The organism is Streptomyces sp. NPDC001222 (assembly GCF_042896945.1).
Taxonomy (GTDB): Bacteria; Actinomycetota; Actinomycetes; order Streptomycetales; family Streptomycetaceae; genus Streptomyces; species Streptomyces gibsoniae.
Genome location: NZ_JBIAXT010000002.1, coordinates 253,462 through 267,066, shown reverse-complemented (window position 1 = coordinate 267,066; position 13,605 = coordinate 253,462). Strand labels below are relative to the sequence as shown.

At 72.0% G+C, this 13,605-nt stretch carries 9 protein-coding genes; 7 read left to right on the top strand and 2 right to left on the bottom strand.

The window, feature by feature from the left end; all coding sequences use genetic code 11:
- Positions 1-11: 11 nt before the first annotated feature.
- Positions 12-1,520 carry an amino acid permease gene (locus ACFY2Z_RS04245; protein ID WP_390742636.1) on the top strand — a complete coding sequence of 503 codons (1,509 nt, stop codon included), beginning with the start codon at positions 12-14 and terminating at the stop codon, positions 1,518-1,520.
- A 7-nt stretch (positions 1,521-1,527) separates the two neighbouring features.
- Here the strand turns inward: ACFY2Z_RS04245 and ACFY2Z_RS04240 are convergent, their stop codons facing one another.
- Positions 1,528-1,926, bottom strand: coding sequence for an NTP pyrophosphohydrolase (locus ACFY2Z_RS04240; protein ID WP_390742635.1), 399 nt, complete (start codon positions 1,924-1,926; stop codon positions 1,528-1,530).
- 68 nt (positions 1,927-1,994) lie between these two features.
- Here ACFY2Z_RS04240 and ACFY2Z_RS04235 point away from each other — a divergent pair, with 68 nt between their 5' ends.
- Complete coding sequence (locus ACFY2Z_RS04235) at positions 1,995-3,008, top strand: hypothetical protein (protein ID WP_390742907.1); 1,014 nt, start codon at positions 1,995-1,997, stop codon at positions 3,006-3,008.
- 37 nt (positions 3,009-3,045) lie between these two features.
- On the opposite strand, the gene ACFY2Z_RS04230 is transcribed toward ACFY2Z_RS04235, so the two are convergent.
- The gene (locus ACFY2Z_RS04230; protein WP_390742634.1) at positions 3,046-4,122 is read right to left on the bottom strand and encodes an LCP family protein; all 1,077 of its coding nucleotides are present in this window, start codon (positions 4,120-4,122) and stop codon (positions 3,046-3,048) included.
- 288 nt (positions 4,123-4,410) lie between these two features.
- On the opposite strand from ACFY2Z_RS04230, the gene ACFY2Z_RS04225 reads away from it, so the two are divergent.
- From ACFY2Z_RS04225 to ACFY2Z_RS04205, 5 genes are all read left to right on the top strand, one after another.
- A complete protein-coding gene (locus tag ACFY2Z_RS04225) occupies positions 4,411-5,526 on the top strand; it encodes a hypothetical protein (protein ID WP_390742906.1) in 1,116 nt (371 codons plus the stop codon).
- 388 nt (positions 5,527-5,914) lie between these two features.
- Positions 5,915-7,720: a stealth family protein gene (locus ACFY2Z_RS04220; RefSeq protein ID WP_390742633.1), complete on the top strand. Its 1,806-nt coding sequence runs from the start codon at positions 5,915-5,917 to the stop codon at positions 7,718-7,720.
- Positions 7,717-8,682, top strand: coding sequence for a hypothetical protein (locus ACFY2Z_RS04215; protein WP_390742632.1), 966 nt, complete (start codon positions 7,717-7,719; stop codon positions 8,680-8,682). Before ACFY2Z_RS04220 ends, ACFY2Z_RS04215 begins: the two co-directional genes overlap by 4 nt.
- An 8-nt stretch (positions 8,683-8,690) precedes the next feature.
- Positions 8,691-11,564: a stealth conserved region 3 domain-containing protein gene (locus ACFY2Z_RS04210; RefSeq protein ID WP_390742631.1), complete on the top strand. Its 2,874-nt coding sequence runs from the start codon at positions 8,691-8,693 to the stop codon at positions 11,562-11,564.
- Between the two features lie 43 nt (positions 11,565-11,607).
- Positions 11,608-13,578, top strand: a complete 1,971-nt coding sequence (locus ACFY2Z_RS04205) for a PIG-L family deacetylase (protein ID WP_390742630.1) — start codon at positions 11,608-11,610, stop codon at positions 13,576-13,578.
- Positions 13,579-13,605: the final 27 nt, after the last annotated feature.

Here is a 13,605-nt window from a genome sequence, read left to right as displayed (position 1 = left end):
GGAGGTACGCCGTGGGCAGCACCCTCTTCCGGACCAAGAACATCGAGCGGTCGATCCAGGACACGGAGGAGCCGGAGCATGCGCTCAAGAAGACCCTCTCCGCGCTGGATCTGACCGTGTTCGGCGTCGGGGTCATCATCGGCACCGGCATCTTCGTGCTCACCGGCAAGGTCGCCAAGGAGAACGCGGGACCGTCCGTCTCGCTGTCCTTCGTCGTGGCCGCCGTCGTCTGCGCGCTCGCCGCGCTCTGCTACGCCGAGTTCGCCTCGACGGTCCCGGTCGCGGGATCCGCCTACACGTTCTCGTACGCCACCCTAGGCGAGCTGCCCGCCTGGATCATCGGCTGGGACCTGGTCCTGGAGTTCGCGCTGGGCACGTCGGTGGTCGCCGTCGGCTGGTCCGGGTACATCCGCTCCCTGCTCGACAACGCGGGCCTGCATCTGCCCCCGTCGCTGAGCGGCCGCGAGGGGGCCGGCGGGTTCGGCTTCGACATCCTCGCCGCCGGGCTCGTCCTGCTGCTCACCGCCATCCTCGTCATAGGGATGAGGCTGTCGGCCCGGGTGACCCGGCTCGTCGTCGCCGTCAAGGTCGCCGTCGTGCTGATCGTGATCGTCGCGGGTGCCTTCTTCATCGACACCGCCAACTACAAGCCGTTCGTCCCGAAGCCCGAGCCCGTACCGGCGGCCGGCAGCCTCAAGGCACCGCTCATCCAGCTCGTCGCCGGGTGGGTGCCCTCCAACTTCGGAGTGCTCGGGATCTTCACCGCTGCGTCCGTCGTCTTCTTCGCCTTCATCGGCTTCGACATCGTGGCGACGACGGCCGAGGAGACCCGCAACCCGCAGCGCGACATGCCCCGCGGCATCCTCGGCTCCCTGCTGATCTGCACCATGCTGTACGTGGCGGTGTCGATCGTCGTCACCGGGATGCAGTACTACAACGACCTGTCCGTCGACGCGCCGCTCGCCGACGCCTTCAAGAGCATCGGACACCCCTGGTACGCGGGAGTGATCAGCTTCGGTGCCGCCGTCGGCCTGACCACGGTCTGTCTGATCCTGCTCCTCGGCCAGACCCGGGTCTTCTTCGCGATGAGCCGGGACGGACTGCTGCCCCGGTTCTTCTCCCGGGTGCACCCGCGCTTCAAGACCCCGCACCGGCCGACCGTCCTGCTCGGCGTGGTCATCGCCGTCGTCGCGGGCTTCACCAGCCTCAGCGAACTCGCCGAACTCGTCAACATCGGTACGCTCTTCGCCTTCGTCGTCGTCGCGATCGGCGTGGTCGTCCTGCGCCGCACCCGCCCCGATCTGCACCGCGCCTTCCGCACCCCGTTCGTGCCGATGGTGCCGGCTCTCTCGGTGTGCGCCTCGCTGTGGCTGATGCTGAACCTGCCCGCCAAGACCTGGCTGCGGTTCGCCGTCTGGCTGGGGGTCGGCTTCCTCGTGTACTTCCTCTACGGCCGCACGCACAGCCGGGTGGGCGAGGAGCAGCGGGCGGCCGGGCGGTCGGGCGACGCGACGCCGTGACCCCTCTTCAGCGCGGATCCGCCGGTGGCTCCGGATCGCGCACCGACCGGGGGCCCGTGACCTCCGCACCCCGCTCGCCGACCCGGCGGCGCAGCTCCCGGTCCGCGGTGACGACCAGGACGGGACGGTCCCCGGCCGCCTCCACCAGTTCGACGATGCGGTCGTCACCGCTGCCGGACGCCGCCTCCACCCGTACGCCCGGCACGGACTCCACCCCGCGTGCCGCGCCCTCGACCACGAGCACCAGCTCCACCGGGCCGGGGTGGCCGGGCAGCCCCCTCTCGGCGTATCCCACCAGGCGGTCCCGCAGCCGCTCCGCGGCGCCGCGCCGGTCCCGCCACCAGCCGTCGGGCACGGATCCGACGACGTTCGCGGCGTCGACGATCACCAGGGGCAGGGCGCTCATGCCCACAGCCTCGCACAAGCCTGCGCCACCAGCCCGGTTAGAGTGGGGGAGTGTCAACGGTCCGTACTCTGAACGGCTCCTGGCTGCTCCGCGGTCGGAACGGCAGCCTGAGCACCTACGCCTCGCGGAACGAAGCGGTGTGGTGCCGGGCCGAACACCGACCGGGTCTTCCCTGGACGCCCCCGCGGAAGGTCGGCGGGGACCAGCGACTCCACCCCCAACTGGGGCTCGGCCAGGGCGCCGACGGGTATGCCCACCTCGTCGCATGGCGCCCCACGGTCCCGGGCGAGTCGGGGCTCGTCCACTCCACCCACTTCCGTCCGCATCTGTCCGCGCTCGACTGGACCCCGATCGGCCACCCGGACAAGAAGGGCGACCGCACCGGGTTGCCGGCGGTGGCGGTGGACGCCGAGGGCCGCGCCCATGTCTTCACGCGCAACAAGGCCGGGGGCGTCAGCATGCTCGCCCAGAAGGAGCACGGCGGCTGGGGCCCCTGGCGCGACATCGGAGGTCCGGGCGCGCACGAGGAACTCGCCGCCGTGGCCGGGGGATCGGGGCGCGTCGAGCTGTACGCCACCACGTCGGAGGGCATTCTGCGCTGGCGCCAGGAGGAGCCCGGCGGGGCCCTGGTCCCCGACGAGGCGCTGGAGGTGGCCGTGCGGCCGGGCACGTTGACCGCCCTGCCCACCTCCAAGGAGCACACCACGCTGTTCTTCGCGGACCCCGAGGGCATGCTGCACGCCTGGCGTCCGGGCGGCGACCCGCTCCCGCTGCTGCGCACCGCGGGAGCGGGCCCGGTGGCGGCACTGCGCTGCGCCGTCGACGGTTACGACAGCACGCTCCTCGCCCAGCGTTCGGACTCCGGGCGGGTCGTGCTCGCGGCCTGCCCCACCGAACAGGAGTCGGCCGGCCTGTGGTGGAGCGAGTCGGGCCCGCAGCTGCCGGTGGGCACGTGGGTCGCGCTGGCCGAGGACGCCGAGGGACGGGTGACGGCCGCGAGCCTGACCCCGGACGGTGAACTCGGCGTGGCCCGCCAGAAGGACGAGCCTGGGCTGGCGCTGGCGGCCTGGCAGTCGGTGTGACGACTCGCCGGGGGCGCCCCTCCCCGGCGAGCACTCGTCAGGAGCCGCCGGTGGCCGGGGACTTCTTCGCCCACGCCGGGATGGCCGAGTCGGTACGGATCGCCTTCCACAGCGTGCCCGCCTGCGGTTGGGCGGCGACCACCCGGTTGGGGTCGACCTTGTCGTACGCCACCGGAAGCATGATCGTCTCCATGGTGGACGGGTCCACCCCGTTCATGCTGCGGCTGAACTCCGCCAGTTTGGTCAGGGAGGCGAGCCCCGAGTCGGTGGTCAGTGCCGAGGTCAGGCTGTCGGCGACCTTGTAGGCCTTCGTCGGGCTGCCCAGCAGGTCCTGCTTCTTGATCTCGCTCAACAGCGCCAGCATGAACTGCTGTTGGAGCCCGATGCGGCCGAGGTCGCTGCCGTCCCCGATGCCGTGCCGGGTGCGGACGAACTCCAGTGACTGCGTGCCGTTCAGCCGGTGCGTGCCCGCGGTGATGTTCAGACCGCTGGACCTGTCGTGGATGTCCTGGTCGACGGTGACGGTGACCCCGCCTATCGCGTCCACCAGCCCCTTGAAACCGGCGAAGTCGATCTCGACGTAGTGATCCATGCGCACCCCGGACATCTGCTCCACGGTCTTGACCACACAGGCCGGACCAACCTGGGAGTAGATGGAGTTGAACATGACGCGCTTCGCCGAGGGCACCTGGGTGCCGTCGGACTTGGTGCACTCGGGGCGCGTGACCAGGGTGTCGCGGGGGATGCTGACCGCGACGGCCTTGGTGCGGCCGTCGGGTATGTGCATCACCAGCGCCGTGTCGGAACGCGCCCCGGAGACATTGCCGGTGTGGAGGGCGGCGTTGGCGCCGGCCCGTGAGTCGGAGCCCAGGACGAGGATGTTCTGTCCCGAAGTGGGCAGTTTCTCCGGCCGGTCGTCGCCTAGTGCCCTGTCGATGTCGACACCCTGGATGTTGTTGTCGAGACCGCTGTAGAGCCAGTAGCCGGTGCCGCCCGCGGCCACGACGAGCACGGCCAGCGAGAGCAGGACCCATCGGCCCTTGCGGCGGCGGGGCTTGTCGGCCTTGGAGGCGCGGCGCGATCCGCGCGGGCTCTCGGCGGCTGGGGTCGTCATCGGATCGGTGTCCTCGTCTTCTCTCGGCCGGGCAAGGAGTGCTCGGGTGATCGGACAGACCGGTCACCCGCCCCGGGCGTTGTACGACGGTGATCCGAATCACACGACCTGCGGTGATGGTTCGTCATGTTCCCCGACGCCGTCTTGGCGCCGCCCGGGAGGAGGCGCCGGGCCCTCGGTCCGAGCCGGGGGGAGCGTATGCCCTATGCATATGATGTGAGAATTCCACGTGAATTCCGGGTTCCCGGGCCGAGGCCGGGCGTGTTCTGCAAGGAGTCCGTCATGGTCATGCGGGGCCGGTCCGTGCGCAGCGCGCAGCGACGCCGCACCCCCGCGGTGGCGGCGGGTGCGGCGTCATCCGCCGTGACCGGCACCGCCGCCGGTTCGTGGCTGGTGCACGGCAAGGACGGCAGGCTCACCGCCTATGCCTCCTGCGAGGGCGGACTGCTGCGCTGGACCGAGACCCGGCCCGGCGGACCCGACTGGTCCGCGCCCGACTTCTTCCCGGTCGCCGACCTCACGCATCTCACGATCGCCCAGGGCGCGGACACCTACGTCCACTTCGTGGGCCGACGGGAGCGGTGGCAGCCGGACGGCCGGGCGGACGTGGACATCGCGCACGCGATCCAGTACCAGACGGGTCGTCCGGTCACGGAGTGGCGTTCCCTCGGCAATCCGCACCGCGAGCCGGACAAGGCCCGGCGCCTCGGTGTGCCGGCGGCCGCTGTGGACACCTCCGGCGCGGTCCATGTCTTCGTACGGAACGCGGGCGGCGGGCTCATGATGCGCCGTGAGGGGCGGGGCGGCGGCTGGGAACCCTGGGCCGATCTGCGGGGCACCGACGTGCAGGACGGACTGCTCGCGACTGCCACGTCGAGCGGCGGGGTCGAGGTGTTCGCTCCCGCCGGCGGTGTGGCACTGCACTGGGTCCGGCCGGAGACCGGTGGTGCACCGCAGCGGTCCCACGACATTCGCCCGGCCCCGCTGCCCGGGTCCGTCGCCGCGGTGGAGACCGCCCCCGGCCGGCTGACCCACTACTGGACCGATCCGGCCGGTTCCGGCCTGGTCTGCCATCGGCCCGGCGGCTGGCCCGTGCCGTTGGGCGGCGCCCCCGGTGACGGGGCCAACGCCGTACTGCGCGCCCTCCTCGACGGCTACGACTGCACGGTGCTCGCGCACCGGGGCGCGGACGGCGGTGTTCTGGTCGGCGTGTGCGGTACGGAGGCCGAGTCGGCGGGGCTGTGGTGGACGGACACGGGGATGCCCTGTCTCGGCGCGCCCGCCCTCGCGCGGGACGCGTACGGCCGTGTGGTGCTGGCGGCCTTCGAGCCGGACGGCACCCTCCGTGTGGCCCGGCAGGCGCCCGGACCCGGGCTCATGTTCGGGGACTGGGTGCGGGTCTGACGCGACATGGCGCGCGGCGGGCCGGGGGACGCCACCTCGGGCGTCTTCGTGGAACCTCCACAAGGTGTCGATGGATGTGGCGTTGGCGACAGAGGCTCCGCCAGAAACCGATTACTTCTGGACAGTTTGAGGAACAGATGTAAACATTCTGTCCGATCGGTAAGGCGCAGGTAAGCAGAAAGTGGTCTGTGGGTTAAGGGGGAGGTGCGTCGATCGGTCCCGGTGGACACCGCAGCAGGGGGTGTGGTCACCGGCAGGGGAGGGGAGCCGGAAGTGCCGCCGGGGGCGGTGGGCCGGCGTACGCGTGGCGAAGGTGGGGGGCGGCGGTGTCGCCGACGAACGGCCGGGCGGTGTGTCCCGGTTTCGAAGTGGATGGTGCGGAACTCAGGTGAGCCTCAACAATCCAGAGGCCAGCGCCCTCGTGTCGACATATCGATCTTTGGTGCCGGTGGGGGCGCGCCGCCGGATCGTGCGCCGGGTACCGGTCCCGCTGCGCGCCTCGGTGAAGCGCTCCCTGGCCTCGGCCGACGCCGTGCGATCCGCCGTCGTGGTCCGGGCGCTGGGCGGTCAGCGCAAGGCAGGCAAGCACACCTCCGCGGGCCAGATCCGTGTCGTGCGGGTGGCCGGGAAACACGTCCGTGCCATGGAGGTGCCGGGGGCCACCGCCTGGGCCGCCCGGGCGCGCAACCTCCACATCCTCGTGTCCGTCCTGGGCGAGGCCGGGATCGACTACTTCTGCGTACGCGGTACCGCGTCGCCGACTCCCTGCGTGGCCGTCCCGGCCGGGCAGCGGGCCGAGGTGGAGGAGTTGCTGCGGCTGCTGTGCGCGGAGAGCCCGGGGTACGTCGGCACGGTCTCCCCGGGGCAGATGCGTCCCGGCGCGTCCGCCGCGAGCTGGCGTGCCCTGCGCGCGCAGCACGTGCTGCGCGTCGCGTGGAACGTCTGCGACCCCAGCGGGCACCTGGTGTTCGGCCGTGAGTCCGGCTGTGACATCGAGTTCTGGGCCGAACAGGACGGCCGGCTCGTCGCGCCGCGGCCCAATCGCGTGGTGACCGAGGTGCCGATGGACGCGGGTCGCTGCTGGGCCGAGCAGAAACGCTTCAGTGCCGTGCCCGCCGTGTACACCACCGGCCACGCCCGCACCCTGCCCGAGTTCGTCGCCGCCCTGCCCGACGACCATCTCTTCCCGATCGACGTGGTCTACACCTGGGTGGACGACTCCGACCCCGCATGGCGGGCGAGCAGGGACACCGCACGCGGCCGGCTCACCGGCGCCCGGGGGGACGTACTGCACGAGCAGGCGGCGAACGACGCGCGCTACACCAGCCGCGACGAACTGCTGTACTCACTGCGCTCCCTGCACCAGTACGCCCCGTGGGTGCGCAACATCTTCCTCGTCACGGCCGGTCAGACACCGGCCTGGCTGAACACCGACTTCCCCGGGCTGCGGGTCGTGGACCACCGGGAGATCTTCTCCGACCCGGCCGCGCTGCCGACGTTCAACTCCCACGCGATCGAGAGCCAGCTGCACCACATCCCCGACCTCGCGGAGCACTTCCTCTACCTGAACGACGACGTGTTCTTCGGACGGCCCGTGCAGCCGGGGCAGTTCTTCCACCCCAATGGCCTGACCAAGTTCTTTCAGTCCAAGGCCCTGATCCCGTCCGGCCGGGCGAGCACCGAGGACCTGCCCGTGAACGCGGCCGGCAAGAACAGCCGCGGACTCATCGCCCAGCAGTTCGGCACCGTCATCTCCCAGAAGATGAAGCACACCCCGCACGCCCTGCGGCGCAGTGTGCTCGCGGAGATCGAGCAGATCTACGACAAGGCGCACCGGGTGACCCAGCACTCCCGCTTCCGGTCGCCGGGCGACGTCCCCATCGCCTCCTCGCTGCACCACTACTACGCCTACCACTCGGCCCGGGCCACCGTCGGGGACATCCGCTACGTCTACGTCGACCTCGCCGACGCAGTGGCGCAGCGGCGGCTCGACACCCTGCTGGCCCGCCGCAACTTCGACACCTTCTGCATGAACGACACGGTCACCGCCGCCGACCCCGAGGCCCAGAGCCGTATGGTCGAGAACTTCCTGAACGCCTACTTCCCGGTGGCGAGCCCCTACGAGACGGCCTCCGGCATCGTGGCCCCCCGTCGTCCGGGGCGCGTCGCCGAGCTGGGACGCGCCGGCTCATGACTCCTCGACCCACCGGCCGTGCCACCGAGGGTGGCGCGGCGGGCGGCCCGCGCCGCCGACTGCGTGCCCGTGCCGCCGCCCTGCGCACCTGGCTCATGCTGCGCCTGTTCGTGCCGCTGCGCCGCGGGCGCACCGCGCATCTGCGCTATGCCGCCATCCTCGACGGCCAGACCGTGAACCTGCACGCCCAACTGCCGCCCTCCGCGGGCCTGCCGGACCGGGCGGAGATCATCGTGCGTCGCGGCCGCCGCCGGTACCCCTGTGAGGCACGGGTCCACGAGGGACCGTCCGGCGAGGCCCTGGTCGACGCGGCGGTCCTGCTGGGCGCGGAAGTCGGCGGGGTGCCCGTCGGCACCGGGCGCTGGCGCCTGCGGCTGAAGCTGTACTCGGGGCGCCGGTCCCGCACGCTGTCGCTGCTCCTGCTGGAGCCCCCGGTTCCGTACGAGGGGCCGACCAAGCCCATGGAGGCCTCCCCGGTGACCGGGGAACGCCACCGGCTCGGACGCTCCGTGCGCGGCAGCGCCCGGGTGGTGAGCACGGCCGCCCGCGCCGCCGTCGAGGTGACCAAGGTGCGGCTGACCCATGCGGGCGTCACCGTGGACTTCCGGGTGTTCGGCACGTCCGTGCACGGACCGTGGGCGGAGTTCGTCGCCTCGGGACGCAGGATCGAGCACGCCGTCGAGACCCTCGGACCGGACCGCTTCCGGGTCGGCGTACCCCTGGGGCAGATGACGCCCCGTGGTACCCGGCCCGAGCACTGGGACATCGTGCTCCGCGACGCCACCGGCCGGTCCCTGCGCCTAGGACGGCGGCTGCACGACGTACGCAACCCGCTGCGCGTCTTCGCCATGCGCGGCCTCGCCATCACTCCCCGGGGCCACTCGCCCGTGATCGTCCAACCGCGTTACACCCCCGCAGGAAATCTCCGGGTCACCTGCACGCGCATGCCCGAGGCAGGCTGAACCGACAGATGAAGATCACGTTTTTGCTGACCACGGCCGACGCCGTGGGCGGAACCGAACGCGCCGTGTTCAACCAGGCGTCGGAGCTGGCCGCCCGGCACGACGTCCGGGTGCTCAGCGTCTTCAAGAGCAGAGCGGCGCAGTTCTTCACCCCCGACGAACGGGTCCGCGTGGACTACCTCGTGGACCTCACCGCGCGCACCCCCCGTCCGCTGCGCCCGACCGGCGTCGACGACTCGGTGTGGGCGGGTCTCGCCGCCCAGCCCAGCCAGATCGTCGACCGGTCCTGGGAGTCGGCCTTCAACCGGCTGTCCGACGTGGAACTCGAACTCGCCCTCCAGGGCACCGACACCGACGTCCTGGTCACGACGACCCCCGCCCTGATGGCCCTCGCCGTCCGGCTCGCCCCGGCCCATGTGATCACCGTCCACCAGGAGCACCGGGTCTCGGAACTGCGCGGCACCAGCGGGGAGCCGCTGCGCCGCTACGCCTCCCGGCTGGACGCGCTCGCCGTGCTCAGCGAACGCACCCGCGAGTGGTTCGCGGAGACTCTCGGCCCCGCCGCCCCCCGCCTGGAAGTGGTGCCCAACGCCCTGCCCGGCGGCTTCCGTCCCCGCTCGACCCTGCGGACCCGGACCGTGGTGATCGCCGGCCGGCTCGTGGCGGAGAAGCAGATCGACCACGCCGTCACCGCCTGGGCGACCGTGGCCCGGCACCACCCGGACTGGCAGCTGCGGATCTTCGGCGACGGACCGCTCAGCGGCGCCCTGCGCCGGCAGATCGACATGCTCGGACTGCACGACTGCGTCCAGCTCAACGGCAACTCCCGCCACCTGGCGGAGGAATGGGCCAAGGCCAGCATAGCCACCCTGACCTCCCGCAACGAGGCCTTCGGCCTGGTGCTCGCCGAGGCCCATGCGGCGGGCGTCCCGGTGGTCTCCTACGACTCGCCCAACGGCCCGCGCGAAGTGGTCATCGACGGGCAGACCGGAATCCTCGTACCGCCCGGCGACACCGACGCCCTGGCCTCGGCCCTGCTCCTGCTGATCGAGAACACCGAACTGCGGGAGCGGATGGGCGCCGCGGCGCTCGCGTCCGTCAACCGCTTCTCGCCCACCGTCGTCACCGCGCAGTGGGAACGCGTCTTCCACGAACTAGCCGCCGAGCGCGACAGCGGCCGCCGCGCCGCGGCCAAGGCGGAGCGGCAGGCCGTGCACGCCTTCTACAGCGGCCACGACGGCACCCTGCCCGCCGCGTCCCCCGCCCCCGCCACCACCGTGCGCACCTCCGACCAGCGCACGCTGGAGGAGCGGCTGCTCAAGCGCGGCGACCGCTTGGTGCACGACGGCGGCCAGCTGTGCCGGCTGCTCGACTGGGAGTCGCCCTGGGACGTCGTCCAGCAGAACCTGACCCTGGCCGCGGGCGCCCTCGAAGGCGCGGACATCCCCTATCTCGTGGTCCGCGACAACCTCGTGCGGCACACGGTCGCCGTCCACGCGGTACACAAGGAGGCGGTCTTCAAGGCTCTCGCCGACCGGTACGCCGAGGAGGCCGTGTACGCCGCGGTGCTCAACGAGGGGCAGAAGACGGTGGCGACCGTCCTCGCCGGCCTCGCGGCCCCGTACGCCGACACCCCGTCCTCGGGGGTCCGGGTGTACCAGAACGTGGTCTCGCACTCGCGTCTGCTGCGCCTCGGTGCCGTCTACGGCTGCACCATCTCCTTCTGGGACACCGACCCGGAGGACGAGAACCATCTCAAGGCGCCCGCGCGCACGCTGATCGGCGACCGGGTCCCGAACAGCGCCATGCGGCGCGGCACCCTCACCCTGGGCGGCCGCCCCTACCCGACGATCGACGCCTTCGGGCGGGCGCTGCACGGAGACATCACCTTCCCCGTCGACGCCGTCTACACCTGGGTCGACGGCGCCGACATGGCGTGGCTGGAACGCAAGAACGCGGTCCTGGCCGCCATGGGACTTCGGACCGAGGACGCGGCCACGAGCGCCGCCCGCTTCCGGGACCGCGACGAACTGCGCTACTCCCTGCGGTCCATCGACATGTACGCCCCGTGGATCCGCAACATCTACCTCGTCACCGACCAACAGGTGCCGCACTGGCTGGACCTCGGCCATCCGCGGGTGCGGGTCGTGGACCACGCCGAGATCTTCCGCGACCGGGGTGTGCTGCCCACCTACAACTCGCACGCCATCGAGAGTCAGCTGCACCACATCGAGGGGCTGGCCGAGCACTTCCTCTACTTCAACGACGATGTGTTCATCGGCCGGACCGTGCGCCCCGACATGTTCTTCCTCGGCAACGGCCAGGCCAAGCACTTCATGTCGCCGACGGCCGTGCCGATGGCACCCGGGTCGGCCGAGGACGAGTTCAACGTCAGCGCCGCGAAGAACAACCGGGCCCTGATCGAGCAAGACTTCGGGCAGACGCTGGTGCACTCGTTCCTGCACGCGCCGCACCCGCTGCGGCGCGGTGTCCTCGCGGACATCGAGCACCGCTACCAGCAGGCGGTGGCGGCCACCGCGGCCAGCCGGCTGCGCAGCCACAACGACCTGTCCGTCGCCTCGTCGCTGCACCACTACTTCGGCTTCCACACCCTGCGCAGTGTGCCCGGCAGCATCTCGTGCGGATTCGTCAACGTCGGCCTGAGCGAGCACGCCGCCCGGCTGAACCGGATCCTCACCGTGCGCCCGCACGACGTGTTCTGCCTCAACGACTACCACGACGGCGATGTCCCGGAGGACGAGCAGGACGCGATCCTCGCCGCCTTCCTGCCGAGCTACTTCCCGGTGCCGAGCCAGTTCGAGACCGGATCAACGCGCAACCAGCGCGCCCACGCGGGCTATCTGCCGGGATGGCCGCTGTGACCATGCCGTCCCCGCCGTTCGCGCCGTCAGGAGGAGCAACCACGTGAACAGTCCCGCATCCGTCCTGCAGATCGTGGCCCATCCGGACGACGACCTGTACTTCATGAACCCCGCGACCTTCCAGGGTCTGAAGGCCGGGACCCCCACCACCACCGTGTATCTCACGAGCGGCGACGCGCACGGGCGCAACCCCCGGCCGTGGCAGCTGGAACCGGTCGCCGAGGACCGCGCCGCGTACGGCAAGGCACGCCAGAACGGCATCAAGGCCGCCTACGCCGCCATGGTGTCCGGCGACCGCACGGCCGCCTGGAACCCGGGGACCCTGTCCACGGCGGGCGGGGCGCTCGCCGAGGTGTACTCCCTCGCCGACGCGCCCTGGGTGACGCTGATCTTCCTCAACGTCCGCCAGCACGGCACGCCGGAGGGGCCGCCGCGCAGCCTGCACGCGCTCTGGCACGAGGAGGCCGATCAGGTCCCGACGCTCGCGGTCAGCGGCGGCCTCGTGCCCGAGACACTCCCGTACACCCGGGCCGGTCTGGTGGACACGCTGGTCCAGATCATGGGGATCGTCCGGCCGACGCTGGTGCGCACCATGGACCCGGATCCCGACCGGCTGGTGCACGACGAGAAGTTCCCGCAGCGGCACGACCACGGCGACCTGTCGGACCACTGCGACCACACCGCCGCCGCCCTGTTCTCCTGGCTCGCCCTGGACCGCTACCAGGGCCCGGCGGAGAACCGCACCTTCACGGTGGAGGCGTACCGCGGCTACTACAACGAACGCTGGCCGCACAACCTCAGCCCGCAGGCCGTCTCCCTGAAGGAGTACTTCCTCAATGTCTACGGCGCCGCGGACGGGTACGACGGCGGGGACCCCGCCGGCAGCGGCGACTACGCGGTCGGTCTGAACGCCCGGCGCACGGGCTGGGTGCAGAGCACCGCACCACGCCATCCGTCCGGGACGAACTGGCTGCTCGCCGACCGGCGGGGCCGGCTGGCGGCCTTCGCCGTGGTCAACCAGCAGGCCGCGGTATGGCTGGAGGCCCAGCCCGGCGCCGACCAGTGGCGCGGCCCCTTCTTCCTCGGCGGCGGCCCGCTCGCACCGAACCTCGCGGTGAGCCTCAGCCCGGACGGCCGCTGGCAGATCTTCGCCCTGCGTCTGTCCCGTCTTGCCGCGGACGGCGGCAACGCCCGCGAGATCGTGCTGCTCGAACAGTCCGAGCCGGACGGGGTGTTCCCCGGCTGGATCACCCTGGGCAACCCCTCCACGGGCGACCCGCAGCGCGACCGCCACCTCGGCGCACCCGCCGTGACCAGGGACGGCAGAGGCCGGCTGCACCTCTTCGTGCGCAACGCCGGCCAGGGACTGCACAGCCGTGTCCAGGAGGCCGACGGCTCCTGGGGCGAGTGGACCGACCTGCGCGGCCATGAACTCCAGGAGGGGCTCACCGCGCTCACGGCACCGAACGGCCATGTGGAGGTGTTCGCCGCCAGCCGCGAGGGCGTCTTCCACTGGTCGCAGAGCAACCTCGACACACCGCCCAGCCGGGCACCCCGCTTCCGGCTCACCGTGCCGGCCGGCCCCGCCGCGGCCGTCGTCCAGCCGGGCGGACAGGTCATGACGGTCTACCGGCGGCCCGGATCGGGCCGTCTGCTGATGGCGCGGGAGGACGCCCCCGGAGGCCGGTGGGCCCAGCCGGCGGCCTCGATCGGGGGCCGCGGCGGCTTCGGCGCGATCGCCCTCGCGGCGGGACCGTCGCCCGAGGCGGGCACCCTCGTCGCCACCCGAGGCGACCTGGGCGGGGTGGCGTACCGCTTCCTGCCCGGCGACGAGTCCTGGCGGGAGCTGCCCACGACCGTCCTGGGCGGCACGATCGCGCACGCGCCCGCGGCCGCCTTCGACGCGCTGGGCCGCGCCACCATCGCGGTCCTCGGCGCGGACGGCCGGCTGGCCGTCGCCCGCCAGACCGCCCCCGGCTCGCCGGAGTTCGGCCCCTGGCAGATCACCGGCTGACCCGGCCGCCGGTCCCGCCGCGCACGA